At 38.1% G+C, this 24,621-nt stretch carries 22 protein-coding genes; 12 read left to right on the forward strand and 10 right to left on the reverse strand.

Annotated elements, in window-relative coordinates; translation table 11 throughout:
- The first annotated feature begins 470 nt into the window (after positions 1-470).
- Positions 471-1,340 (forward strand): histidine kinase dimerization/phospho-acceptor domain-containing protein, encoded by an 870-nt coding sequence (locus tag PLEUR7319_RS34285; RefSeq protein ID WP_051044394.1) that lies wholly within the window; start codon positions 471-473, stop codon positions 1,338-1,340.
- Positions 1,341-1,376: 36 nt separating this feature from the next.
- Here PLEUR7319_RS34285 and PLEUR7319_RS0104535 read toward each other — a convergent pair whose 3' ends face one another.
- From PLEUR7319_RS0104535 to PLEUR7319_RS0104550, 4 genes are all read right to left on the reverse strand, one after another.
- Positions 1,377-1,769 carry a TIGR02588 family protein gene (locus tag PLEUR7319_RS0104535; RefSeq protein WP_019504013.1) on the reverse strand — a complete coding sequence of 131 codons (393 nt, stop codon included), beginning with the start codon at positions 1,767-1,769 and terminating at the stop codon, positions 1,377-1,379.
- Positions 1,769-2,677: a TIGR02587 family membrane protein gene (locus PLEUR7319_RS0104540; protein WP_019504014.1), complete on the reverse strand. Its 909-nt coding sequence runs from the start codon at positions 2,675-2,677 to the stop codon at positions 1,769-1,771. Before PLEUR7319_RS0104540 ends, PLEUR7319_RS0104535 begins: the two co-directional genes overlap by 1 nt.
- A 65-nt stretch (positions 2,678-2,742) precedes the next feature.
- Complete coding sequence (locus PLEUR7319_RS0104545) at positions 2,743-3,675, reverse strand: GNAT family N-acetyltransferase (RefSeq protein ID WP_019504015.1); 933 nt, start codon at positions 3,673-3,675, stop codon at positions 2,743-2,745.
- A gap of 99 nt (positions 3,676-3,774) precedes the next feature.
- Positions 3,775-3,957, reverse strand: a complete 183-nt coding sequence (locus PLEUR7319_RS0104550; RefSeq protein ID WP_019504016.1) for a hypothetical protein — start codon at positions 3,955-3,957, stop codon at positions 3,775-3,777.
- 217 nt (positions 3,958-4,174) lie between these two features.
- On the opposite strand from PLEUR7319_RS0104550, the gene PLEUR7319_RS0104555 reads away from it, so the two are divergent.
- Both PLEUR7319_RS0104555 and PLEUR7319_RS0104560 read left to right on the forward strand, forming a co-directional pair.
- Positions 4,175-4,828 carry a DUF3386 domain-containing protein gene (locus PLEUR7319_RS0104555; protein WP_019504017.1) on the forward strand — a complete coding sequence of 218 codons (654 nt, stop codon included), beginning with the start codon at positions 4,175-4,177 and terminating at the stop codon, positions 4,826-4,828.
- An 84-nt stretch (positions 4,829-4,912) separates the two neighbouring features.
- Positions 4,913-5,149 (forward strand): NifU family protein, encoded by a 237-nt coding sequence (locus PLEUR7319_RS0104560; protein WP_019504018.1) that lies wholly within the window; start codon positions 4,913-4,915, stop codon positions 5,147-5,149.
- A 59-nt stretch (positions 5,150-5,208) separates the two neighbouring features.
- Here the strand turns inward: PLEUR7319_RS0104560 and PLEUR7319_RS0104565 are convergent, their stop codons facing one another.
- The gene (locus PLEUR7319_RS0104565) at positions 5,209-6,459 is read right to left on the reverse strand and encodes an RNA-guided endonuclease TnpB family protein (protein WP_026102302.1); all 1,251 of its coding nucleotides are present in this window, start codon (positions 6,457-6,459) and stop codon (positions 5,209-5,211) included.
- Positions 6,460-6,558: 99 nt separating this feature from the next.
- Positions 6,559-8,721 (reverse strand): DUF3769 domain-containing protein, encoded by a 2,163-nt coding sequence (locus tag PLEUR7319_RS0104570; RefSeq protein ID WP_019504020.1) that lies wholly within the window; start codon positions 8,719-8,721, stop codon positions 6,559-6,561.
- Between the two features lie 172 nt (positions 8,722-8,893).
- Here PLEUR7319_RS0104570 and PLEUR7319_RS0104575 point away from each other — a divergent pair, with 172 nt between their 5' ends.
- The 4 genes from PLEUR7319_RS0104575 (at position 8,894) to PLEUR7319_RS0104590 (ending at position 12,342) form a co-directional block, all read left to right on the forward strand.
- Positions 8,894-10,525 carry a radical SAM protein gene (locus tag PLEUR7319_RS0104575; RefSeq protein WP_019504021.1) on the forward strand — a complete coding sequence of 544 codons (1,632 nt, stop codon included), beginning with the start codon at positions 8,894-8,896 and terminating at the stop codon, positions 10,523-10,525.
- Between the two features lie 49 nt (positions 10,526-10,574).
- Positions 10,575-10,763, forward strand: a complete 189-nt coding sequence (locus PLEUR7319_RS0104580; protein ID WP_019504022.1) for a CPXCG motif-containing cysteine-rich protein — start codon at positions 10,575-10,577, stop codon at positions 10,761-10,763.
- A 182-nt stretch (positions 10,764-10,945) separates the two neighbouring features.
- The gene (locus PLEUR7319_RS0104585) at positions 10,946-11,713 is read left to right on the forward strand and encodes a sulfite exporter TauE/SafE family protein (protein ID WP_019504023.1); all 768 of its coding nucleotides are present in this window, start codon (positions 10,946-10,948) and stop codon (positions 11,711-11,713) included.
- A 236-nt stretch (positions 11,714-11,949) separates the two neighbouring features.
- Positions 11,950-12,342: a DUF4346 domain-containing protein gene (locus PLEUR7319_RS0104590; RefSeq protein WP_019504024.1), complete on the forward strand. Its 393-nt coding sequence runs from the start codon at positions 11,950-11,952 to the stop codon at positions 12,340-12,342.
- Here the strand turns inward: PLEUR7319_RS0104590 and psb32 are convergent.
- Together psb32 and PLEUR7319_RS0104600 are read right to left on the reverse strand one after the other, a co-directional pair.
- Entirely contained in the window at positions 12,339-13,070 is a 732-nt protein-coding gene (gene psb32 / locus PLEUR7319_RS0104595; protein WP_019504025.1) for a photosystem II repair protein Psb32, read from the reverse strand. The two genes, PLEUR7319_RS0104590 and psb32, sit on opposite strands and share 4 nt — an antisense overlap.
- A 180-nt stretch (positions 13,071-13,250) precedes the next feature.
- Positions 13,251-13,724 (reverse strand): photosystem I reaction center subunit XI, encoded by a 474-nt coding sequence (locus PLEUR7319_RS0104600; RefSeq protein ID WP_019504026.1) that lies wholly within the window; start codon positions 13,722-13,724, stop codon positions 13,251-13,253.
- Between the two features lie 176 nt (positions 13,725-13,900).
- Between PLEUR7319_RS0104600 and PLEUR7319_RS0104605 the strand changes: the two genes are divergently transcribed.
- A complete protein-coding gene (locus PLEUR7319_RS0104605; RefSeq protein WP_019504027.1) occupies positions 13,901-14,023 on the forward strand; it encodes a photosystem I reaction center subunit VIII in 123 nt (40 codons plus the stop codon).
- A gap of 128 nt (positions 14,024-14,151) precedes the next feature.
- Here the strand turns inward: PLEUR7319_RS0104605 and PLEUR7319_RS0104610 are convergent, their stop codons facing one another.
- Positions 14,152-14,970 carry an EI24 domain-containing protein gene (locus tag PLEUR7319_RS0104610; protein WP_019504028.1) on the reverse strand — a complete coding sequence of 273 codons (819 nt, stop codon included), beginning with the start codon at positions 14,968-14,970 and terminating at the stop codon, positions 14,152-14,154.
- A 156-nt stretch (positions 14,971-15,126) separates the two neighbouring features.
- Here PLEUR7319_RS0104610 and PLEUR7319_RS0104615 point away from each other — a divergent pair, with 156 nt between their 5' ends.
- Positions 15,127-16,554 carry a serine/threonine-protein kinase gene (locus tag PLEUR7319_RS0104615; RefSeq protein WP_019504029.1) on the forward strand — a complete coding sequence of 476 codons (1,428 nt, stop codon included), beginning with the start codon at positions 15,127-15,129 and terminating at the stop codon, positions 16,552-16,554.
- Between the two features lie 12 nt (positions 16,555-16,566).
- Here PLEUR7319_RS0104615 and PLEUR7319_RS0104620 read toward each other — a convergent pair whose 3' ends face one another.
- On the reverse strand, positions 16,567-17,319 hold the full coding sequence (locus tag PLEUR7319_RS0104620; RefSeq protein ID WP_019504030.1) for an FHA domain-containing protein: 753 nt from the start codon (positions 17,317-17,319) through the stop codon (positions 16,567-16,569).
- A gap of 234 nt (positions 17,320-17,553) precedes the next feature.
- Between PLEUR7319_RS0104620 and PLEUR7319_RS0104625 the strand changes: the two genes are divergently transcribed.
- From PLEUR7319_RS0104625 to PLEUR7319_RS37815, 3 genes are all read left to right on the forward strand, one after another.
- On the forward strand, positions 17,554-18,258 hold the full coding sequence (locus PLEUR7319_RS0104625) for a hypothetical protein (RefSeq protein ID WP_019504031.1): 705 nt from the start codon (positions 17,554-17,556) through the stop codon (positions 18,256-18,258).
- A gap of 560 nt (positions 18,259-18,818) precedes the next feature.
- On the forward strand, positions 18,819-19,448 hold the full coding sequence (locus PLEUR7319_RS34290) for a COP23 domain-containing protein (protein WP_019504032.1): 630 nt from the start codon (positions 18,819-18,821) through the stop codon (positions 19,446-19,448).
- A 96-nt stretch (positions 19,449-19,544) separates the two neighbouring features.
- Entirely contained in the window at positions 19,545-24,593 is a 5,049-nt protein-coding gene (locus PLEUR7319_RS37815; RefSeq protein ID WP_019504033.1) for a tetratricopeptide repeat protein, read from the forward strand.
- Positions 24,594-24,621 lie beyond the last annotated feature (28 nt).

Raw genomic sequence — 24,621 nt, forward strand, 5'->3', positions numbered from 1 at the left:
TTTAGTTTCTCTTAAGAGAAAATTGCGAGTATGCTCTTGATTGAGGAAACTCTGTTGAATATTTAAAAAAGATGCCAAAAAAAATTTAAGGGCAGTAAATAGAAATGTAGTTAGCTTGTTAAATAGCTAGATTTATAGTCTTTTTAGTATAGACCTACTAATTTAAGAGTGTCAAATTGGCTTGTTCAACTGGAACTATTACTTATTGTCAAAGTTGATATTTTTTGCGATCGCAAGTCAATTATGTAAAGTAAAGACATAAAGTTGAAATACTTCTCAAGCTAATAACAATATCAAAACAATTAATAGATATTCAGTTCCGAGTTTGTCACCTTATTGAATCTAAGCTTGAAATGAGATTTTAAAGATTTGATACGTCTTGAGAGTAAATTGTATATACCTTGAAAGTAGCATTTAATTTTTAACAATCTTTCCTATATTCAATAAATCGAGTCACTAAGTATCTATAAATGTTTCTAACGACTATTTCTACTCACTTTTTAAAATCAAGTTTTCCTAACTCATCAAGACGTTCAATCTCGCGTTCAATCTTGGTCTATTTAAGTGCTGCACTAGCTATCATAGGTCTTTCCGATTTATCCTCGTATTTTTTTATAATTCGTAATCTAGAACAGCAATCAAATCAAGAACTGCTAACTTTAGTAAAAGTAGCATCTCCCAGTTTAGATATAGTTAAAACTGGAGGTATCAATGATTTGTCACAAGAAGTCCACTGGCAAGAATTATTTGCCAAGCAAGACCGAAGTATAGAGTGGTATGACCCTGACGGTAAGTTGCTGGCAAGAGAGGGAAACAGATTTTTAGAATCAACCTTCAAGCAAAGCATTGCTGCTGGCAAAACCCAAGAAGACTTTCCTATTTTCAAAAAACAGGGTCAAGTGAGGAGCGCAAGTATTGCTGTGTATAGAGAAAGCCTTGACAGTGAAACTGTCGTATTAGAAGGCTATATTCGAGCCAGTGAATCCACCGAGGAGTCGGATTGGCTCAACCATAAGTTGCGGTTGGGATTAAGATTAGGAGTGCTGCTCGCACTGATCTTAATGATTTTAATGAGTATCAGTAGTACTTACCTGACTCAACAGAATGCAACGCCAGTAGATCAAGGCTTTATGAAGCTAAAAAGGTCGACTACCGACATTTCCCATTATTTACGCACTCCTCTAAGCAGAATTAGTATGGCAACAGAAATGATGCTGACAAATACCGATAAAATTCACGCCTCGGACACCCGAAAATTGAAAATCATCGAAGATGCAGTCGAGCAACTCAGAAGCTCAATTGAGGATTTACTGCTTCTGATTCGCTTGGATCAAAAATAATGAACAATAATTAATTGTTTGAGAATTGTTCCAGGTTCAAGGTAACTTGTAGCTAGCTACTCGGATAGTCAATTCTCCTTGTTGTGGGTCGTGGCTAAAAATAAATTCTCCCGATCTTTTTTCTTCGCGAGATAGGAAATCTATTTGCTGCCTGCCAGTTTCAGCTATTCGGTCTTTAAATAATAAATTAGCAACAATCTCAACAGATTCGGCAGTTTCTCCCCCATAGTTATTTACGGTAAAAGGTATATAGTATTGCTGATTGACTTGTCTAATATTAGAATCCGTTGTTACTGATAAAATCGGCGGATTATTGTCTCCTGTTATCCAGGTATAACAAACCAAGGCAACAATAATACCTACAATTGATAAGGAGATACCAAAGCTAACTTTTTCAGCAAGAGATCGCCGCCAATAGTTTTTTTGCATCACACTGTTAAACGCCCTGCCGCTCCTCCGATACTAGCAGGTAAGGCTAAAATTATACCGTAGCGCAACCAAACAAACCAAGGATCGCTAAAAGCTACTTTCTGAAAAAACCACAGCATTAACATTCCAGCTATCAAAGATATTAAATAAGAGATGACGGTTTCACTTTGAGGAGTTTGAAATAATCCCTGTTGTTGGCGACGTTGCTGATAGTTGGTAATAGTGGAGGCGAACACAATTCCATAAGAAATCAATAAGGATGCGGCAATAATAATCAACAACCACAGAGGAGAAGCCGAGGCGGCTAATACAGTAACCTCATCTGTGGGAGAGATACTGAAGGCGATAAACAAGGCACCAATTAAAGTAGCAGTACAATCAGCTAATGTATCTCGCCAGATTAGACGATGACCTTTATAAGATTGAGATGGTTGTGATTTATGAGCGTCTAAATCAACTTCCGCATGACCACTCAAAAGCGATCTCGAAAATGCCACTCCTAGAGAAAAAGGTACGCCTTCAAAAATAATTTTGCCTAGTGCTTCAACCAAAGAAGTTTGAAAATCGATGCGTCTTAAAATAATTAACATCAAAGTAGCACAGGCAAGCCCAATCGCTAGAGTTTCTATCGTTTCTGCGATCGCCCCTGGTAGAGTCTCACTTTCTTGGGTACGAAAACCTTCAATTCGGTTGAGCAACAAAATAAGAATAAAAGTAATACCCAAAATACCTAGTAAAATTGGTGGTTGGACATAAGAACCAATAAACCAAACTTCCATCGTATATAGCAGAGGTATCCCGAAAAGAAAACCACCCGAAGCTCCACTAATGATTTCTGTGATTTCTTGTCGCCAATTGTCACCGTGCTGGTTATTCTGTTGGCGAGCAAGCGGTTTGGTTGGAGTCATTATACCACCGTAATTTTGGGATTCTTTTTTTTGAGCTGATCTATTCTTACTTTAACCGTATTTATCTACCTTCTATCTTCAATTACATAAACATCGGGACGACTATAGCCCATGTGATTAGGTTTGTGCATTGAGACGGAAAGAGATTGAATCTTGAATCTTCGCGCTCTCATTCGGCGGTAAGCATCGACACAAGCCATATCCACCCCCGCCATCATTGAAGAGATTCCTAAGGTGATGGATAAGACTTCACATTCATCTACTAACTGCTCAAATGCTTGAGCTGATTTGGCTGCTGCCAACTTAATATAAAAAGTGTCTTTTGCCGCTTCAGAACCAGCTCCATAATGACAAATAGCCAAGCCGATTAATTCCAGATCATCCCAAACCAACAAAGTATCTCCAAGAGACTTTTGTTGTACCAGCAGAATTTCCGAACGCCAATCCAATCCTCCATAAATCTTGTCAGTTAGCTGGTAGCAAGCATTTAAGCTTTCTTTTTGCTGTTCAGGTGACAGATGAGAGTATCGCTGAGATTTGAGACGGGGTGGTTGAATTGGAAGCAGCGTTTTAGTACATAAAGCAATTAAAAATCGAGGTTCGGCACCAAATTTTCCGTAAAAGTGTAAATGTTTGGGGCTGTTGGCATGGGTACAAAAAAGAATCTGTTGACTTTCCCATTCATAAAATTTTGACCATGAAGCATCGATCAATTGAGAACCAATACCTCGATCCCAATAATCAGGATGGGTAACAATCGGTCCAAACCCAGCACAACTACCCCAATTAGCTACCATGCAGTGACCTACAAGTTTTCCATCTGCTTTGGCAGCGAAAGCTCCTAAAGACTCTCGATACCAACGGGACATATATTCTGCTCCATTGCCAAAGCTCATTGGCTCTTTTAGTCCCAAAAAAGTTCCAAAAGAAAGTTTTAAGAGTTTTGCTGCTTCTGGTAGCTGGCTTTCTTGTAGTAAACTAATCTCGACAGAATTCATTAGATTCGAGCATATTAATGCTCTCGTTTACTACTATTGTTTCTAATATCATATTATCAATGATTTAGATGTAGCCACAGCTAGCACAATCAAAACGAATCATAGAGCATCCAAGGAACTTTCTTCTAGTTCCAGGTTTTCCGCAATACGCTGTTGCTTATGAGTATGAATTAGACAAATTACTAGAGAGTAATAACTATATAGCCAAAATCCTGCATATATCAATAAAATCAGCCAGGATTCTGAACTATCTAAATTGAAATTAAGTTTATTAAACTGCATTTTTTAAGATTATCTTGGAAATATATCTTATTCAAAGTTAACCCATAGTTACAATCATCTATGTTTTGAGCAATACTAATTTGGCAACAATTTGAGTTCAATTAACATTTATTTTACTTATATTCGAGATTTAGAGATTTATCGGGCACACTTCGGTTAGTTGAGGACAAATTTTCCTACACTAGAAAATAACAGAGATAAAATTTTGATAGTAAATATGACAGATAATACTGCCCGCGATCGCTTTCGTGCTGCTTATGAAAATCGGTATACTTGGGATAGTAACTTCCCTGGTTACACCACCAAGTTGGAACTAAAACAAGGGGAGGAAGTATATACAGCCGAGATTAAAGTTGATAGTGATTTATCCGTAGAAGTCACTGGCATCGAAGACGAAAAAGTATCCGAAAGCGTCTATAACCATATGAGAGATGTAATTACTCATCGTAAGCGGAATACTTTTGAGAACGCCCACGGAAAAAATACCTTTTCCTTAGGAGAGCAAGATGCTTCCGGTGCAGTTGAAATTTTGGTAAAAGGAGACTCTATGGGGTCTAACTACAAAATTCGCGGTACCGAAATCTGTCAGGTAAGCCGTGTCATGGGTCCCATGGCATTTGTGATTAATACGAACGAAAGTCTTGATACTGGCGAGGGTTATATTTCTACTGGTTATAATGCTGTTTTCCGTGACTCTAAAACCAATGATTTAAAAGCTAAACGGGAATTCAACGAAAGCTATGAAAAGTTGGGTAACTATTATCTGCCTAAGCATCAGATAATTGAATCTATTGATGCTGACAACGATAAAATTACAACTGAGTTCATTTTCTCTGAAACTAAGTTGTTAGAACCCGCAACAGTAGCTTAATCAGAGCAATTTGCGAATTACCCCTAATAGGTTAATATCACGCTAGGATCGAGACAATAATACAAACAAATCAAGATAATAATTATGGCATTAGCATTAACTCAAGATAACGTAGAAACCGTCCTAGACGAACTACGTCCTTATCTTATGGCTGATGGCGGTAACGTCGAATTAGCTGAAATTGAAGGTCCAATTGTTAAATTAAAATTGCAAGGGGCTTGTGGTTCTTGCCCCAGTTCAGCAATGACTCTCAAAATGGGAATCGAACGACGTTTGCGAGAAAAAATTCCTGAAATCGCGGAAGTCGAACAAGTAATGTAGTAATTTAACAGCTTGACACTCTCCCGCTAACCCTACGGGTTTAACGGGAGATTCTTGACTCATCGGCTGCCAACTAGATTGAACAACGAAAGTTGAACTATCCCCGTCGCATCGCCTCCGCAAGCATTTTTTACAGTTTTACCCTGCTTGACGGTATGCCCTACCGCCAACTCACCACGATGTTGAATTACTTTAGCCGAGCAGGTGTCTCTCGACTCAGTGTGTAAACAAGCTGGATTAGTACAGACGTGAATACGCTGTCCTAATTCTTTTTTACCAGTGTAAGCATGGCACTTACAACATTCTTGAGACGTGCCATTTTTATCTACTTTAAGATAAAATTTTCCCTGCTTCGAGGCTACATAAGGTAAGACAGTATTGATAAACCCACCAATACCAGAATCCAGAGATTGTTTGCAGAACAAGCCTTTTGACCAAGATTTAAAATCAATGTCTTCGACAAAAATATTATCTATATTTTGGGTGACTTGGTGCGCCAATTTAAAATGCCAATCACGTCTAGTATTAGCCACTTTTTCATGCAGCCTAGCTATTTTGTTTTGTAGCTTTTTCCAGTTATTTGAGCCTTTGGTTTTATGTTTCAATCGTCGCTGGAGCAATTTCAGCTTCCTAGCTTTATGGTTTAAAAACCGAGGGCTTTTAATTAACTGCGTCGGAGTTGCCACAAAACTTTCAATCCCTGCATCTAATCCAATACTTTTATCTCCAGGAACAGCATCAGGGACAGATTCAGATGACTCAAAATAAATCACTAAATAATAACCACTGGATTTTCTGACAATCTGTAGCTGTTTGGGTGTAAAACCAACTGGGTATGGTCGAGACTGCCTAATTTTAATCCAGCCAATACTAGGGAGCTTGACCCTACCAGCATCCAAACAAACTGTATTTGGTTTAGGAAATTTAAAGCTTCGATACCTGTTGGCATTACGAAACCTGGGAAATCCTCTACTCGGCATTTTGAAAAAATCAATCCATGCTCTATCTAATCTCTTCAATACTTGCTGTAAGCATTGAGCATTTACCAATTTTAGGTGGGGTAATTTTTTCTTGGCTTCTGTTAACGCCTTTGCTTGAATGTTGTAATTAGGAAAAGGTTTTTCGGCAGGGATTATATATTCACTATTTATCGAGCAACGATCTACCTGACACTTACGAGATTCAATCCAAGCCTTACGTTCAGAATGAGCAAAATTGTAAACGCTTCTACAAATACTTAAATATTGCTCGAACTGTCTTATTTGGTTTGGTGTCGGCTTAATTTTGTATCGGTATGCGTAGGTAATCATTGCTGTAAACAGGCGACAGCGGAAGCCCAAATGCATTCGGGCTTCCGTGCGCCTCGACCTCAAATGATATTATTATGACAATATTTACGATGTGCAACTTTATCGTCCAACTCCCTGGATTACTGGGGTAATTTCATTGCTGTTAAAGGGTCGAGGATTACCTCGCCAATTAAAATCACTAATCCGTAAACTGATGGAACCAATTTCTAATACTGGATTGTAGCGCAGGGTAACATTATGAGTCCGACGACTATATTCAATCAGATAATCGGTATTAATTTCATCGCTATCATTTAAATCAAGAGAAGTTTGAACTCCCAAACGAATAGGACCATAAATTTGCTGGGTAACACCTAAGGAAAGAATTTGTCGATCTACCAAGCGATCAAATAAAAAGGGTGACTCATCGCCGCGAATATTTTGTGAGTAACTTATTTTAAATCCTGTATAGTCAAGCCAAGGACGAGAAAAGTGACCTAGTTGTCCTTGAATGCCGATATCTCCTTGTAAAGATAGTTGATTATCACTGTTGCTATAAAAACTACCAACCCCCGAAACTCCCGTAAATAATTGTAGGTAAGGCACAACTGGAACAGGTGTATAACGCAATCCTTGGTCTTTGGTGGGGGGCAATGCCTCTCCCGACCAGAGGGGAAAGGCTTTATTAAGAAAAATTGCTCCTTGGTAGCGAGTTAAGTTAACGCGATCATTATCTCTTGCTGCGCCTAATAAATCTTGGCGATCAGTATCTGCATTGATGTTTTGAATTGAGGCCTGATAAGTTAGATTTATCCCAGTATCAGCGATCGCAATATTAGGTGAAGTTACCACTGCACCGATACTGTTAAATACGGTCTGAAAACCCAGAGAACCATTGAATAGGCGATCGCGAAAATTATATTCAAGATCGAAGGTATAGGGATTATTTAGATTACCTACCCTTTGTTCAATTCCTACTTGGGCACGAAAATTATCTTCAAAGTCACCAAAATCAAAACTAGTTAAAGAAAAATCAGCTTCTGCTCTTGTTCTAGGGGAAAATTCTGTATTAAGCTCGCTTTTAAGACCAAAGACTGCTGGATCGAATACTCCTCCTTCATCTGAGTCACTAAACCGAAAGGTGGTCGGAAATAAAGCTCGTTCCAAAAAGTATTGGGGAGTAATCTCCCAGTTTACTCGCTCCCCATCAATAATATCAAAGCTCCGTTCAATAAAGAGGCCGCCTCGCTCGTCGCCGTCAAAACCAATATTGAACAGTCCGGGGCGGCGAGGGCGACCATCAAAGACAAATGAACGGGTTAAAAGGGGGACAGTAAAACTATCATCAATTACTAGGCGAGAATTAGTAGTAGTTAATGTATTTGTCAGAGCATCAACCTGTTGAAAAGTTGCTGTCTTGGCTCTTAACTCTAGCTCAGGTGGAGAAAACGGATCGTTAGTTAGACGTAAATTTTGTGCTTCCCAGGTTGAAGTTTCAAAATCTACTCGATCTGCTTGAAATCGAATTCGGTTAATATTGCCGCCAGTGGAGTTATCATCATTCAATAAATTAACATCCCTTGAACTACCTATAGTAGTCCCGATGCCTTCGTTGGCAGTGACTCCTGTTAGGGGTTGATTATTTGTCAGTCCCTGACTTAAAGTTTGGTCAAAAACCCTTTGTTCGGGTGCTAATTGTTGCTCTAAATCTAAGTCTTGACTTAGACTGGGTTGATAAATTTCTCCCCCCGCATTAAAAATGACTCCCCGATCAGTAACTAAATAATATTCAAATTTTTCTCCTCGCAGAATTTGTTCCCCTCTTGTCAGCACTACATTCCCCGTGGCTACAGCCAGATTGTCCTTGAGATTTATCTCTAGGCGATCGCTAGTCATTACTGATTGAGCAAAGCGCATCACGACATTTCCTTCGGCAGTGATTACTTGTCTTTGTTCATCGAATTCTTGGCGATCGGCAATGACCTCTACTACTTCAATTTGGTCGATGGGAATCGAGGGATTAAATTCTGATTCATTATTTGCTGGTATTTTATATTGTTGAACCTCTCCCTGACGCTCTTGGGTAATGAGATGGGTAGGAGATTTAAACTTAGTTAGGCTAGATAAATTATTTACAGGATTTTGGCGTGATGGGCGGGAATCATCATCAAAAACCAAGATTGTAGTCCCGTCTAATTTAGGTAACTCTGAGGCTAATAAAGATAGTTGAGATAAAAATGTCCATAACAATATTCCAACCCAATACCTCAAAAAACTAACCATAGACTACTTTCGGCAACAATTCAGTAGTATAACTCTTCCTGCGCTAAAAATTGTCTAAACTCAATCGATCGAGATTCAACTTTTGGCAACATCTTACTAAAGCGATCGATAATCAAGAAGTACGACCATTTAAAATTTAAGACCTAAAACTATAGGCTCAAACTAACAATCTGTGAATGTATTTCAAGAAGAACATCTTTTGTTTTCCCCCGCCAATCCAGAAGCTAATGCTATTCCGACAATCTTTGCTTTCCCCAATGAATATACCATTGGTATAACTAGCTTAGGTTATCAAATAGTTTGGTCGACTTTAGCAATGCGTTCTGATGTGAATGTCAGTCGTTTATTTACCGACCTCAACGAACCTCTACCCAGAAATCCTGAACTACTAGGTTTTTCCGTATCTTGGGAATTAGATTATATTAATATTTTCGATTTACTAGAATCTTTAGCCATTCCTCTTCATAGCGCTGATAGAGAGAATAATCACCCTCTGGTATTTGGTGGAGGAACTGTTTTAACTGCTAATCCTGAACCACTGGCAGATTTTTTTGATGTCATTCTGCTAGGAGATGGGGAAGATTTACTCGATAATTTTATTGATGCTTATCAACAGGTTAGAAACGCCGATCGCCAGACTAAATTACGCCAATTAGCACAGATTCCAGGGGTTTATATTCCCAGCTTATATGCAGTAACTTATCATAACCCTGATGGTGCAATCAAAGCGATCGCACCTATCGCTGAAGATATTCCCAAGCAAGTACAAAAACAAACCTATCGTGGCAATACACTTTCTGCCTCTACCGTAGTCACGGAAAAAGCGGCCTGGTCAAATATTTTCATGGTCGAAGTTGTCCGTAGTTGTCCTGAGATGTGTCGCTTTTGTTTAGCCAGTTATTTAACCCTGCCATTTCGTACTGCTTCTTTATCAGGTTCTCTAATACCTGCGATCCAAAAAGGTTTACAAGTTACTAACCGTCTTGGTTTATTAGGAGCATCAGTAACACAACATCCCGAATTTGAAGCAATTTTAGATTATTTATCCCAACCCCAATACCAAGATGTCCGTCTTAGTATTGCTTCGGTAAGGACTAACACTGTTACCGAAAAACTGGCTGCTACCCTAGCTAATCGCGATACTCGTTCCATTACCATCGCCGTGGAGAGTGGTTCAGAAAAAGTAAGACAAATCGTCAACAAAAAGCTAACTAACGAAGAAATCATTCAGGCAGCAATTAATGCTAAAGCTGGAGGCTTAAAGGCCTTAAAACTTTATGGGATGGTCGGTATTCCCGGAGAATCGATGGCGGATGTAGAAGAAACTGTTGCTATGATGTCAGCTATTAAAAAAGCTGCCCCTGGATTACGCTTAACTCTGGGATGCAGTACTTTTGTGCCTAAATCTCATACTCCATTTCAATGGTTTGGGGTTAATTCCGAGGCCAAAAAAAGACTAAAATATCTGGAGAAAAACCTCAGAAAACAGGGGATTGATTTTCGCCCCGAAAGTTATAACTGGTCAGTTATTCAGGCTTTAATTTCTCGTGGCGATCGCCGATTAGGTAAATTACTGCAATTAACCAGAGAATATGGAGACTCTGTTGGTAGCTATAAAAGGGCATTTAAACAGTTAAGAGGACAAATTCCCCCACTAGATTACTATGTTCACTCTCAATGGGACTGGAACGAGCAAATTCTTCCCTGGCAACATATACAAGGAGCATTACCTCAAAAAACTTTAGTGAAACACTTAAACGATGCTATGGCAATTAATAATGAAAAACTAGTAATTAGGAATTAAGCTTTTGTTTCAGTTTATTTGTCCCTGGTCAACTATTAAGTAAGAAAATATGCAAACTACTGCTGAATATTACTGCGCTTTTTGTGGCGAAACCAATAGTACTTTTGTCGATATTAGTGCAGGAATGCAACAGTCCTATACCGAAGATTGTCAGGTATGTTGTCGTCCAAACGTTTTATACGTTTATGTTGATGAAGATACTCTAGAGGTTCAAATCAACAGTGACTATGAGGAGTAAATTTTTGGTACAAGAAGAAATTAAATAGTTGATTAAGACAAGATAGACAAGGAAAATAAGTAAAGAAATTGATTCCACTTCGTTTTGAGGAAATCTTAAAAGCATAAAAAATATTGAATTGCCAATTTTATTTTTGCGAGAAGTCTAGTAAATACTCAATATTTAGAGATTAATATTTAATTATGGAAAGTTGGCTAATTTTTGGTATTGGTGGCATATTTTCGGGTATTTTAGCGGGATTACTAGGAATAGGTGGCGGATTTGTAATTGTTTCTTTACTGGTGACATTAGGTTATCCTCCCATTCAAGCTGTGGCAACTAGTAGCTTTGTCATTATTATGAGTTCGTCTACTGGTAGTTTCTATAATTGGCGCATGGGCTATTTGGATTTGCAAAGAGTGGTTTATCTTGCCTTGCCAGCTATAATTACCGCCCAATTAGGGGTTCTTGTGGGGGTAAATATACCAGAATATATTTTATTAACAATATTCAGTATCTTTTTACTGGTAAATCTGTTTTTGATTAGGCTGCGAAAAAAGTTAGCAGTACAAGAACAACAGTCAACAAAGTTATTTACTCCAATAACAGCCAAGATTACGACAGGAGGAATTGCTGGTTTTTTGTCGGGTTTATTGGGAATCGGTGGCGGTACAATTATGGTTCCTTTGCAAATGTTACTGCTGAACGAAGAAATTAAAGTAGCAATTCAGACCAGTTTGGGAGTAATCGTCACAGCGACAATTTCTTCTTGTATAGTTCATGCAACTCAGGGTAATATTTTGTTTTTTCAAGGAATAATGTTGGGTATTGGTGGGATGTTAGGCAGTCAAGTAGGTACGAGAGTATTACCTAAGTTACCAGATTCGGTGGTCAGGAAAATTTTTAGTTTGTTTATAGTAATGATGGCTGTGCTGAACTTTTGGCAAGCATGGAAAAGTTATTCGAGTTAAGTTGAAATTAACCACGCCCTTCGGGCTAAAGTAATGAGTAATAAGTAATGAGTAATGAATATAAAAGCCCCAAGTTGGTCTCAACACATGGGGATTAAGCCTTTGTTACTCATTACTCGTGACTAGATTTTGATTTTTATTAAAGATATTTTATTTCAGTTTAAGAGATAGGTTTTTTAACTTCAGAAAGCATTATGATCGTGGTTAGTAAACAAAACAAATGTTCTAAATTTTTAATGCCGACTACGATTAATACCAATCATTTAAAAGCTATAGATGATCAGCTTTCTAAACGTCCGATTGCTCTAGATCCTGGTGGCTATTACATCATTTATGTGGATCGAGAAGCAGAATTAATCTGTGCCAAACACTATACCAATATCATCAACGAAAAAGGTTTGGCAGTAGACCCCAATACAGGAAAGGTAATTGCCTGCGGGGGTGAAAAAGTAGAGCGTGTTGCAGAGACACTCTATACAGCTAGAACGGCTAAAGAACTTTGTGTCAAGGTAATTGAAGAACCTCAACCCTGCCCGATTACAATGTTAGATCATGCTGCCTATTTAGGTCGAGAATTTACCAGGGCTGAGTATGCTTTAGTTAACGGTACTGAGTATATTCAGGATTAATTACCAAATCCGACGTACCAATAGTAGGTTGCCATAGGGATAATGGTAGCAACTATCAAAAAACCTACTACCCAAATAGTTGCACTACCTTGGTCAGTATCTTCCGCTGTGGTAAATGTACCCTCGATTTGAATTTCATCTTCCATAACTGGAGGACCTGGATCTTCTTGACCAGAAAGTACAGCTACTAAGCGATCGCCTGCATCAATAAAGGCTTGGTTGTATTTATCCCCTTTGCGGATATTGTAGCCCACAGTTTCATCAACAATACTGGTAGCAATATCTGCATTGACCAATTCTTGAGCTGATTCTCCAGTGCGGATAGCAACGTTGTTAGTTAAGGTATCTAATACCAGTAAAGTTTGGTTAGCTTGGGCTTCAGTACTAGGATACCAATCTTTAAATATTTCCTCTGCTAGACTATCTACAGTTTCTCCATAGTCTAAGCGACGGATTGCTACCATTCTGATCTCTTGACCCGTTTCGTTAGCAAATTGTTTGAAAGTTTTACTTAGCTTACCTTCGTTAGAAGCACTAATAGCATCAGCCGTGTCAACCACCCAAACTCTTTCTGCATCAAAATTGGGTAAATCAAATAAGCCAGTAGCGATCGCTGGTGCTGCTAAACAGGAAATCGCCAATACCATCAATAAGCTGGAAACAATCCAGGTCTTTAGACGCAGACTAGCCTGTTTAATGGGCATCAGGGATAGTTTATATGGTTTCATGGTGTCTTTCTCAAATACTTACTTATTTTATACTTTTAGCTGAATACCTTTATAAATAATAAAGCCCAGAGTTCCCTCTGGGTTGTAATCTATGTGATTATTAGATAAATTTTTTAAGCTATCTCAAACTTAACCATCCTAGTACTTCAGACAATCTAGAAAAATTAAAATCTAGAAAAATTAAAGACCCATGAGTGATTTGATATCTCCTAAATAAGCTGAGGAGAGCAAGAAATAAGCGAAGAATGCTCCACCAGTACCGCCAAGAAAGAAACCAGTACCAAATTCGCTCCAGCCTTCTTTAGAGGCAAATGCAGCAGGAACTTTAGGAGCAGTTAGAGTTTCACTCGGTTTACCACCCATTGCACTAGCATAGAGAGACAAACATAAGGTCAAAATTGCTACCAGACCAATAGAAGCTAGTAAAGCTGCAATGTCTGCATTTTCAGTGTTACGTAATGGACCTAATACCAGAAAAGGACCGTATAACAAATATCCATGCGCCATTCCTACTTCTAACCCACGACGAAGTGGTGCTAAACCTTCGCGGTAAGCAGGTAAATTGCGGATTAAAGATGTACTAAAATCAGACGAATTTAGGGGAGTAGCCAAATTTCCTACTTGAGGATCTCCACCAGATGTGATTGCATCCATAAAATTGAGTTCTCCTTAAAATTTACAAGATTCAATGAATCCTTTAAATAGCATTACTCTAACTTGGTTTAAGTTCGCTTTTTGTTAAGAATCTTTATAACTCAACCTATTCGGGTTTCTGTTCGCAGTAATATCCATGTTGTCAACGTTTTAATCCAAAATAGGGAAATTAACATATGATTGGCGATTACGCAGCTTCCTGGTTACCAGTTGCTATGGTTCCTCTTGTGGGCATAGTAGGTGCAGCAGTTTCTATGGCACTTTTATTTATCTATATTGAAGGTGAAGCCGAGGCTTAATGATTCTGCAAGGTTTATCTTGATAAGTAACTTGTTTTTACTTATTAAATGTTAATACTCTACCTAATCGGTGGGGTATTTCCGTGTAATATGGCTTTTGGCTTTTATCTTGGATCTGATTTCAATGATTATTTTACAGGTCGGCTGACGCGATCGCAAATAAACAATGTTCCAGAAGCGACACACAAAGGAATAGTAATTAAGTTAACCAAAGGAATACTAATTAACCCCAAACATACTAAGCCAAAACTGCCAGTAGCAGGTAAATTTTTGAAGACAATAGCTAACTTCCGACGAAAAGGTAGTCGCCTTCTTTCTAGGTAAGAATCAAGAAAATCGAGACAGACAATCGTGGTAGTCAGGGTGAATGAACCTACAGTAGAAACTAGCGTACCTACCCCAGGAAAGAGATTAATGAATAGTAACGGAATTCCGACCACAGCGATCAATACTAACTTCTTTAACTCATATAAAATTGCCCGACCCAAATCACTAATTATATTTAATTCAACTAGTTCCACTTTACCTGTGCGGAGTTTTTCTAGTTGTTCAGAAAGTTGACCATACCAAGGTGCCCCCAACAATACGCCAAATTGAGTTAGCAAAAAACCCGTGGCAATCAGGAGAATTACGATTAGGCATAAACGTATTAAAGCTATTAAACCTGAAACAATATAGCTTAAAAATCCTAACCACTGAGGTAGGTTAGCAATGAGTTGATTTAACCATAAAGTGAGATCACTTTGTACTCCATCAACAATTTGCCAACCAAAATAAAGTAATCCGCTGTAAAGCGCGATCGCAACTATAATATTCACCAGAATCGGTATGGCAATATATTTGAATAATCCAGGATTTTTGATAAAAGTTATTAAGGCTTTTAAGGGATAAGTCGCACCATCAAGGGTTCCAAATCCACCTAATATTTTCTTTAACGTCTTTAGCATTTAATGTTTTAACGAAAATTTTTTTGCTCATCTCTGATCTTACAAATTTCAAATTTCTAAATATCCGTATAATTACAGATGAATAGCACAACAATCTATAGATATCGGTTTTCTGCGATCTAGGTAGATCATGTTTTGAATTTTTGAGCTAGTCTTATGCTTAATCGTATTCTTCGCCAAAGATACAAAATTATTCAAAAAATAGGTAGTGGAGCTTTTGGAGATACCTATCTGGCGATTGACCTAGACTATGTTCCTCAACGTCAATGTGTGGTTAAACATCTTTCTCCGAAAAATCCCGATCCTCAAGCAATAGCGATCGCCAAAAGACTATTTAAAGAGGAAGCAAAGTCTTTATCAAGCTTAGGGAAACACGATCAAATACCTCAGCTCTATTCTTACTTTGAAGAAAATGGACAATTTTATTTAGTACAGGAATTTATCGGCGGGCACAACTTAGCTTCAGAACTTGAGTCTGGAAAAAGATGGAATGAAGCTCAAACCGTTAATCTTATGCAAGAATTGCTACAACTTTTAACTTTGGTGCATCATGAAGACAAAATTCATCGAGATATTAAACCTACCAATATCATGCGTCGCGATCGCGATGGAAAATTAGTTTTAATTGATTTTGGAGCAGTCAAAGAAATTTTAACTGTTGATCGACAGGAAAAAACGGTTGGTATTGGTACAGGTTCTTATATGGCTCCCGAACAGGCACAGGGCTATCCTGGAAAATACAGTGATGTATATGCAGTCGGAATATTGGCTATCAAAGCTCTTACAGGTTTGGCATCTCCAGAATTGCCTCATAATTCAGATCGATTAAAACAAACTTTAGCTGAATTACAAATAAAGATTGACCCTGAACTAGAATCTGTTTTGAGTAAGATGATTAGCTTTCAACCCCAGAATCGATTTCCTGATGCTAGTTCAGCACTTAAAGCACTCGTTAACACCGGTCTTGTCGAATCTGAACCAGCAGCTTCCCCCACTGTTACTCAAACCACTATTGAAAAAGTCAAAACTCAGTCTAGAAAATCTAATTCACCTCAAAAATTATTATTAACTTTATTGGGTGCGATCGCTCTATTGGGAACAGGAGTTTACACTTCGCGAATTTTAAATCAGCCTAACTATAATCAACTAGAAGCATATTTGCAAAATAAACAATGGCAAAAAGCTGACGAAGAGACAGATCAAATCCTGTTGAAAATTGCTGGTGACGATAGTGCCTTAAACCTAAAATCAATTAACAAATTTCCCTGTGAATCGTTACGTAAAATCAATCAACTATGGACAGAGCATAGTGATGGGCGTTTCGGATTTAGTCCTCAAAAGCAAGTCTATGTAGAAACAGGAAATACCCCAGGTGATTACATAGAAGCAACTTATCAAGCCTTTGGTGATCGAGTTGGGTGGAGAACTTTTGGCTCTTGGAGTTTATCTGGCGATCTTATGTATACCGATATTGCTCCATTGGGACATCTTCCTAGTCCCGGAAAAGAGATTGCTGACAAGCCAAATTTGCGCTGGAGGGAAAGGCAACTTCTACTATCACGAGTCGATCAATGTGAATTATAGTGTGTCACAAATTCAATCAATGATTTTGATATCTAAACAATAACCTCTACCTTTGATAGTTTTTAGAAATTGAGGTTCACCTGAGTCCAACTCGATTTTGTCTCTAATGCGCCAAACTAAATGATTAATGGCTTTTCTATCCCTACCAAAAGTGTCATCCTGCCATACTGCTTGAATTAATTCATCGTATTCACAAATTGCTGGGTGATTCTGATGATAGTGATTTTTACGGCTCATATAGTCTATTAAACAGCGTTCTTGTTCTCCCAAGGATATAGAATCTCGACGACGAACAATATTACGGTATAACATTTGGCGACTAAGACTATATTCTAAAGTGTGAATAGCTTGCATACTGGTCACTTGGTTAGTTTCTCCCGGATCGATAAATTCTAGTCGCCAGAATATCGGTTGATTTGTTGAACTTAATGCTCCTAAAATCAAAATATAATCACCGCTCCTAAGTGCGATCGCATCTTCAGAACGGACATCAATTTCTGGTTGATCTATTTCTCGTTGTAGAAAAGTACCATTAGCACTACCGTTATCTACAATCCACCATCGATTATTTTGGTATTGCAAAGAACAATGATGTCGAGATATTTTCTTTTGCGGATCGTTCAGAACAATATGATTATTGCTTTGTCGCCCGATGGAAATATAAACATTTTCGGTTGTTTGCTGAGGGATAAAATTTTCAAGAGTGACAGCATACTGCATTCCATCGGGTTTAGTAACTTCTAAATACGGATATTCTCCAATCATTAAAGTAAAAATAAACTTCTTAAATTCTTAATCAAAAAAGTTTTAGGATACACGAAATAGTTTGAAAGTATATTTTTACTCTAGCAATTATTGTCTAACTATTAGATTTAAGTAATATTTAATTTCAATTGAATCAAATTTAAATATTTAGTAAATATCTATAAATATTGCTTAATTCTTTTAAGATTATCGTAGTGGGAGTTAGAAAAATTTCTATCTAGTTAGGTTAAAAAGATGATTTCTGCTCATAGATCGATCACCACATTAATTAGTACATTGCTATTAGTTAGTTGTAGTAGTCTTCCCAACATTACTATAACTATTGGGAGCGAGCCAAGTAAGGTTGAATCGCAACCAACTACCACAGATTCTTCGTCTATATCTCAATCAGAAGAATCAGAAGCAGTAGAATTAGAAGATCGAAGTACTCGCACTGATGACTCTGAAACGATAGCTCAGTCAAAATCAAGTTCGACATCTCCTTGCCCAACCACAAACATCACCGAGTCCAACAGAATAAGTCTCTTAAAATTATCAGAGGGTGGCGAATCAGTGAGTTGTTCTGGGACTATATGCACGGGAGGAGCAACTCAAATCGATGTACTTGATGGTGTTGATGAGTATCTTGATGATCCTCTATTCGCAGGTAAAGAAGTAGTTTACAGATTTAAGGACGGTAAATGTGCTGCGTTTGACACTTTTTCGGTTATGGCTTCTCAAAAGATGAACCTTAAAGATTTTGAATTTGAACTGTTAGTTGGTAATGAATCTCCTTCGGGTAAGTTTGAATCTATTGGTGAATTTACAATGGACGGACAAACGAATACTCAAACATTCAATTTTGAGCCAAAGGTAGGTCAATATTTTAAAGTCAAAAAACTTACCAGGGAAAATTTGGATTCATCATATACGCTTCAACTTTGGGGCGCACTCGAATAATATTCTTAAGTAGGTGGGTGTAATTAAATATAAAATGCCTACGGCAAGAGAATAGGGAACAGGGAATAGAGAAACAGCTTAATTGTATGGTTTTATCAATTATTCTGCCTACCTACTTAACTTCAACATATAGGTATTAATTCTTGTTTCTAACTAAAAAGCTAAAAGATATAAAAACTATTATTTAAATAATATTTAATTTTGCTTTAGTTAGATTGAAAATAATTGAAATTAATCTATAAAAGTCATAGCATTATAATAGCTAATTCTATTTATATTGTTTTGATTTTATAGCGTTTTTCTAGTTGCCGATCTATATTCCAAGTCAATTAGCTATAAACCATAAGCCATAGGCTATTTATTACAAAAGAGCTTGAACTTTTCCTTGATAATAGTCTCCTTAAAAGGAGAGGCAATCAAATCCTTCTTTAGCTTAGAGCTTACAGCTTTTTAACCATCATCCATTAAAAGGCAACCTGAATAAAGGTTATTAAGTATGCCTTATTGAAATGAGAGCCGCTATATGTACTAACGACTTGTTTAAAAGACAATTTAACATTATGAATACCAAACTTTATACCCCAATAACTTTAACTTTAATAATTTTTGGTTGTATTTCTACTTCACTATTATTAAGTCTGTCAGGTAATGCAGAGATTAAGGTTAAAGAATCGCAAACAGAGTATGACATTCCCAAGACAGGAAAAGTTGAACCAACCAAGGATCGCGTCACTTTTTCTTGCGGTGAAACTGTCAATCGCGCGAGTGGCGAAAATATTCCAGCCACAGTAGCCTATGTTCCCCAAAGACAAATCACAATCCCCATTATTGCCTGGGAATCAAATTATATTCCAGTATGGGATGCTCAAAGAAGATGTGAAACTGTATCGTCTAAGTTTCAGACCTTTTATGAAGATGGACGTTTGAACTATTTAACTAACGGAGTCAATCAAGGATATCCCATAATTTGCGCGGTGCTTGAAAAAGGACAACTCTGTAAAGGGGAAGATCAATTATTTCAAGTCAAACCTAGTAGCAATCCGAGAGAGATTTTACTTAGTTTAAATGAATTGTTAGAAGGGAAAACTTCTCAACCCCTGTATCAAATTGGAGATAAGCAGGTATATGTTTCGATTGAAGATTTGTTGAACAATACATCCACTGTTGATGAAAAAAACAGCGGGGGATGATCGGGCGGATTGAAGAGAGTTATTTCTAACCGAAAAAGTCTGCAATTTAGCTACTCAACTAATTAGTAATTTGACCAATATTACTCATCGAAAAACATGAAATGCTATCTATCCCTAATCGCTTCTCTCGTTCTATTCCCCACTGTTTTTATACCCACATCCATTACTGCTAAAAGCGAATTAATTGCCCAGGACATCTCCCCTGGATTAAAGCAATATACTCGTTCAATCTCGGTTAAAATTTCCACTGCGGATAATGGTGGTTCTGGTGTCATCATCGGCAAACAGGGGAATAATTATTTAGTGCTGACCAACCACCACGTCATTAGCGGTAATGAAAATAAAATTACGCTTAAAACTCCTGATGACACAAACCATCAAGCAACTCTATTAACTAATTTTCAATCTGAAGATGATATCGCCTTACTGCAATTTAGCAGCGATCGCACCTATAACTTAGCTGATATCGGGAAAGTAACGCCGATAGTCGAGCAAAAGATGATTGCGGTAGGTTACTCAGGTGAAACAGGAGAATTTGTTACTCAGCCGGGAAGAGTGGAAAATCTACTAGAGCGATCGCTTCAAGAAGGTTATCAACTAGGCTACAGCAGCGATATTTTGTCAGGAATGAGTGGTGGTGCGATCGTTAATATTGAAGGAGAGTTAATTGGTATTAATGGTATTAGTGCTTTTCCTATTTTAAATACGGGATACCAATATGAAGATGGCACTACACCCAGCCCCTCAGAAATCGAACAATTAAGACAACTTAGTTGGGGTATTCCCATCAATAGCTTGTTGGCTAAAATCAATCCCGAAATTATTACAGCCTACAATTTACCCCTACCCGAAACGGTAGCCGATCTCGGTAATACTCAGTTAACGGGATGGTTAGGAGAATTAGAGAATAAAGCCAAACAAATTACAGTCAGAATCGATAGTAGCAGCGGAGCAAATGGTTCGGGGATAATTGTAGCTAAGGAAGGAAATACTTATGCTGTTATAACTGCCGATCATGTAGTTTGTGAACAAGACGATGGGAATAAGTGTATTAATTACAACTACGAAATAATTGCTCCTGATGGCAATAAATATCCTCTAGATGCTAGCAAGATTGAGAGACAAGAGGGTGTAGATTTAGCGGTAGTTAGGTTTAATAGCCCTGAGAATTATCAAATTGCTCAATTAGCCAACTATCCCTTAACCAAAGATGATGCGGTATTTGTTGCAGGATATCCTCAGCTAAGTAGAAATACACCACCCCAATGGCGATTTAGTCTCGGATATGGTTTGGAGAGAGAGCAAGGATTGTTAAATATTAAAGATAGTTCTTTATCTACTGATAGTTCTGGTTTAACACAAAGTCAGGGGAGTTTAGCGGGTGGATACGAAATGGTTTACACCAGTATCACCTATGGGGGGATGAGTGGCGGTGCTGTATTAGATTTAGCAGGAAGAGTGATTGGTATTCATGGGTTAGCAGAGGGAGAAACCGCTTTAGACAGTCAAAGTGGCTCGGCAAAACAAATCCAGTTGGGCTATAGTTTGGGAATTCCGATTAATACTTTTATTGGATTAGCAGATAGATTTAAGCTTAATTCCCCATTACCGATAGAAAATAAGCGATCGCCAGAATTAAATCCAGCGAAAAAAGAAGCTTTTGAAGCAGCAATTCTCAGTACAGAAATACCTCAAAGTAACGCAGGGGCAGAAAGATGGTTAGTAAGAGGTAATCAACTGTGGCGACTAAAACGTTATGAAGAAGCAGTACAAGCTTTCGATAAAGCCATTACCCTAAATCCTGAATTTATCCACTTGGCTCATTATGGTAAAGGTTTGGCTTTATCTGCTGAAGAAAAAGACGAATCTGCATTAGCAAGTATAGAAAAAGCAGTGGAGATGAGATCGGATTTTGTACCTGCTTTTCTCACTAAGAGTGTAATTTTAAGGGAATCAAATCGCTTTGATGAAGCTTTAGTTAATATCGAGCGAGCTATCTCGTTGCCACAAAATGATACTAGTAGAGCTAATTTATACAACGAAAAAGGTATTATTCTAGCAGACTTAAAACGATATGCAGAAGCCGACGCTGCTTATCAACAAGCTATTAAGCTTAATCCCCTCTCTAGTTTCTATCTCAATCGGGGTAATCTTTACTCTGACCAAGGAAAAACCGAATTAGCTTTAGCTGACTACAATCGGGCAATTAAAATTAATCCTAACCATGCTCATAGTTACTACAATCGGGGTGTTGTTTATCAAGACCAAGGAAAAACCGAATTAGCTCTCGCTGAGTATAATCAGGTGATTAAAGTTAATCCTAACTTGGCTCTTGCTTACAACAATCGAGGTCTTATTTACAACGACCAAGGAGAAACCGAATTAGCTCTCGCTGACTATAACCAGGCAATTAAACTCGATCCTGAATTTGCTCTAGCTTATAGCAATCGGGGTGGGTTTTACGACGATCAAGGAAAACCAGAATTAGCCTTGGCTGACTTTAACCAGGCGATTAAAGTTGATCCTGAATTTGCTCTAGCTTATAGCAATCGGGGTGTATTTTACGATGACCGAGGAAAAACTGAATTAGCCCTAGCTGACTTGAACCGAGCCATTAAACTCGATCCTAACTATGCTCCTGCTTATAGTAATCGAGGTGGGCTTTACACCGAACAAAAAAAAGTAGAATTAGCCCTCTCTGACTTGAACCGAGCCATTGAACTCGATCCTAACTATGCTCCTGCTTATATTAATCGGGGTTTGCTATACGCAAGGCAAAAAAAAGTAGAATTAGCCCTCTCTAACTATAACCGAGCCATTGAACTCGATCCTCAATCTGCATTAGCTTACAGTAATCGAGGTACGCTTTACGAACAACAAGAAAAAGATGATAAAGATGATTTAGCTCTCTCTGATTACAACCTGGCAATTAAACTCGATCCTAACTATGCTACTGCTTACTACAATCGGGGAAGTTTTTACTCGGATCGCGGAAAATTAGAATTAGCTCTAGCTGATTTCAATCGAGCCATCAAAATTAATCCTGAATATGCATTAGCTTACGATAATCGGGGTTTGCTCTACAATGATCGGGGAAAAACCGAATTAGCTCTGGCTGATTATAATCAGGCAATCAAACTCGCTCCTGAATCTGCGTTGACATATAACAATCGGGGTGTGCTTTATGAACAACAAGGAAAAGATGATTTAGCCCTGGCTGATTTGAACCAGGCAATTAAACTCGCTCCTGAATATGCCAATGCTTACGTTAATCGAGGTAATCTCTACAAAGAGCAAGGAGAAGTAGAAACAGCTCTAGCTGACTACGATCGAGCCATTAAACTCGATCCTGAGAATGCTAATGCATATAACAGTCGAGGTGTGCTTTATGAACAACAAGGAAAAGATGATTTAGCCCTGCCTGATTTGAACCAGGCAATCAAACTCGCTCCTGAATATGCCAATGCTTATAGCAATCGAGGTGTGCTTTACCACGATCGAGAAGAAATCGAATTAGCTCTGGCTGACTACGATCGAGCTATTGAAATTAATCCTAACTATGCCGATGCTCACTTTAATCGAGGTAATCTCTACCAAGAGCAAGGGAAGGTAGAATTAGCCCTAGCTGACTATAAAAAGGCGATTAAAATCGATCCTAACTTGGCTCAAGCTTACTACAATCGGGGTCTTCTTTACTCTGACCAAGGAAAAGTAGAATTAGCCCTGGCTGACTTCAACCAAGCTATTCAACTAAATCCTAAATATGCTGATGCTTATAACAATCGGAGTGTACTTTACGCCAACCAAGGAAAAATAGACTTAGCTCTCTCCGACTTAAACCAAGCTATTCAATTTAATCCCAACTTGGCGAATGCCTACGGCAATCGAGGTACTATTTACTTCGAGGATGGAAAAACTGAATTAGCTCTCTCTGATTACAATCGAGCTATTAAAATTAATCCTGAATCTGTTGAGGCTCACTTTAATCGAGGTAATCTCTACAAAGAGCAAGGAGAAATCGAATTAGCTCTTTCTGATTACGATCGAGCCATCGAAATTAATCCTAACTTGGCTCAAGCTTACCTTACTCGAGGCGCACTTTATGCCAACCAAGGAAAAAGCGAATTAGCTCTCTCTGACTATGATCGAGCCATCGAAATTAATCCTAAATATGCCGATGCTTATATCAATCGGGGTAACTTTTACTATAACCAAGGAGAAGTAGAAACAGCTCTGACTGACTATGGTCGAGCAATTAAAATTAATCCTAATCTGGCTTTAGCTTATAACAATCGGGGTAATCTCTACAAAGAGCAAGGAAAAATCGAATTAGCTCTCTCTGACTACGATCGAGCCATCGAAATTAATCCTAACTATGCCGCTGCTCACTTTAATCGAGGTAATCTCTACAAAGAGCAAGGAAAAATCGAATTAGCTCTCTCTGACTACGATCAAGCCATCGAAATTAATCCTAACTTGGCTCAAGTTTACCTCAATCGGGGTATCGTTTACTATAACCAAGGAGAACTAGAAACAGCCCTGGCTGACTACGATCAAGCAATTAAAATTAATCCTAATTTGGCTTTAGCTTATAGCAATCGGGGTGTGCTTTACCATGATCGAGAAGAAATCGAATTAGCTCTGGCTGACTACGATCAAGCTATTGAAATTAATCCTAACTATGCCAATGCTCACTTTAATCGAGGTAATCTCTACAAAGAGCAAGGAGAAGTAGAAACAGCTCTAGCTGACTACGATCGAGCTATTAAAATTAATCCTAGCTTTGCTTCAGCTTACAATAATCGGGGTCATGTTTACTTCGATCAAGGAAAAACCGAATTAGCCCTCTCTGATTACAATCGGGCAATTCAACTCGATCCTGACCTTCCTAATCCCTATTTCCTTCGGGGAGAACTTTATACCAAGCAAGGAAAAACCGAATTAGCCCTAGCTGATTATAACCAAGCAATTAAACTCAATCCTGAATTTGCTGAAGCCTATGCTGGTTTAGGTAAGCTACAGATGAGCATGGGAAATAAGGAAACAGCGCGATCAAATTTGCAAAAAGCAGAACAGTTATTTATTTCTCAAGATAAAACTGCCGAGGCGGAAAAAGTGAATAATATTTTGAAAAAAATACCGTAATATCTAGGCAATCGCTAAATAATAAATA

Origin of the sequence: Pleurocapsa sp. PCC 7319 (assembly GCF_000332195.1) — a bacterium.
In the GTDB taxonomy this organism is placed as follows: domain Bacteria; phylum Cyanobacteriota; class Cyanobacteriia; order Cyanobacteriales; family Xenococcaceae; genus Waterburya.

Excerpts from the sequence above, each read along its gene's own strand:
- PLEUR7319_RS34285 (WP_051044394.1), top strand. The coding sequence starts at position 471 with ATGTTTCTAACGACTATTTCTACTCACTTTTTAAAATCAAGTTTTCCT.
- PLEUR7319_RS0104535 (WP_019504013.1), bottom strand. The coding sequence starts at position 1,769 with ATGCAAAAAAACTATTGGCGGCGATCTCTTGCTGAAAAAGTTAGCTTT.
- PLEUR7319_RS0104540 (WP_019504014.1), bottom strand. The coding sequence starts at position 2,677 with ATGACTCCAACCAAACCGCTTGCTCGCCAACAGAATAACCAGCACGGT.
- PLEUR7319_RS0104545 (WP_019504015.1), bottom strand. The coding sequence starts at position 3,675 with ATGAATTCTGTCGAGATTAGTTTACTACAAGAAAGCCAGCTACCAGAA.
- PLEUR7319_RS0104550 (WP_019504016.1), bottom strand. The coding sequence starts at position 3,957 with ATGCAGTTTAATAAACTTAATTTCAATTTAGATAGTTCAGAATCCTGG.
- PLEUR7319_RS0104555 (WP_019504017.1), top strand. The coding sequence starts at position 4,175 with ATGACAGATAATACTGCCCGCGATCGCTTTCGTGCTGCTTATGAAAAT.
- PLEUR7319_RS0104560 (WP_019504018.1), top strand. The coding sequence starts at position 4,913 with ATGGCATTAGCATTAACTCAAGATAACGTAGAAACCGTCCTAGACGAA.
- PLEUR7319_RS0104565 (WP_026102302.1), bottom strand. The coding sequence starts at position 6,459 with ATGATTACCTACGCATACCGATACAAAATTAAGCCGACACCAAACCAA.
- PLEUR7319_RS0104570 (WP_019504020.1), bottom strand. The coding sequence starts at position 8,721 with ATGGTTAGTTTTTTGAGGTATTGGGTTGGAATATTGTTATGGACATTT.
- PLEUR7319_RS0104580 (WP_019504022.1), top strand. The coding sequence starts at position 10,575 with ATGCAAACTACTGCTGAATATTACTGCGCTTTTTGTGGCGAAACCAAT.
- PLEUR7319_RS0104585 (WP_019504023.1), top strand. The coding sequence starts at position 10,946 with ATGGAAAGTTGGCTAATTTTTGGTATTGGTGGCATATTTTCGGGTATT.
- PLEUR7319_RS0104590 (WP_019504024.1), top strand. The coding sequence starts at position 11,950 with ATGCCGACTACGATTAATACCAATCATTTAAAAGCTATAGATGATCAG.
- psb32 (WP_019504025.1), bottom strand. The coding sequence starts at position 13,070 with ATGAAACCATATAAACTATCCCTGATGCCCATTAAACAGGCTAGTCTG.
- PLEUR7319_RS0104600 (WP_019504026.1), bottom strand. The coding sequence starts at position 13,724 with ATGGATGCAATCACATCTGGTGGAGATCCTCAAGTAGGAAATTTGGCT.
- PLEUR7319_RS0104605 (WP_019504027.1), top strand. The coding sequence starts at position 13,901 with ATGATTGGCGATTACGCAGCTTCCTGGTTACCAGTTGCTATGGTTCCT.
- PLEUR7319_RS0104610 (WP_019504028.1), bottom strand. The coding sequence starts at position 14,970 with ATGCTAAAGACGTTAAAGAAAATATTAGGTGGATTTGGAACCCTTGAT.
- PLEUR7319_RS0104615 (WP_019504029.1), top strand. The coding sequence starts at position 15,127 with ATGCTTAATCGTATTCTTCGCCAAAGATACAAAATTATTCAAAAAATA.
- PLEUR7319_RS0104620 (WP_019504030.1), bottom strand. The coding sequence starts at position 17,319 with ATGATTGGAGAATATCCGTATTTAGAAGTTACTAAACCCGATGGAATG.
- PLEUR7319_RS0104625 (WP_019504031.1), top strand. The coding sequence starts at position 17,554 with ATGATTTCTGCTCATAGATCGATCACCACATTAATTAGTACATTGCTA.
- PLEUR7319_RS34290 (WP_019504032.1), top strand. The coding sequence starts at position 18,819 with ATGAATACCAAACTTTATACCCCAATAACTTTAACTTTAATAATTTTT.
- PLEUR7319_RS37815 (WP_019504033.1), top strand. The coding sequence starts at position 19,545 with ATGAAATGCTATCTATCCCTAATCGCTTCTCTCGTTCTATTCCCCACT.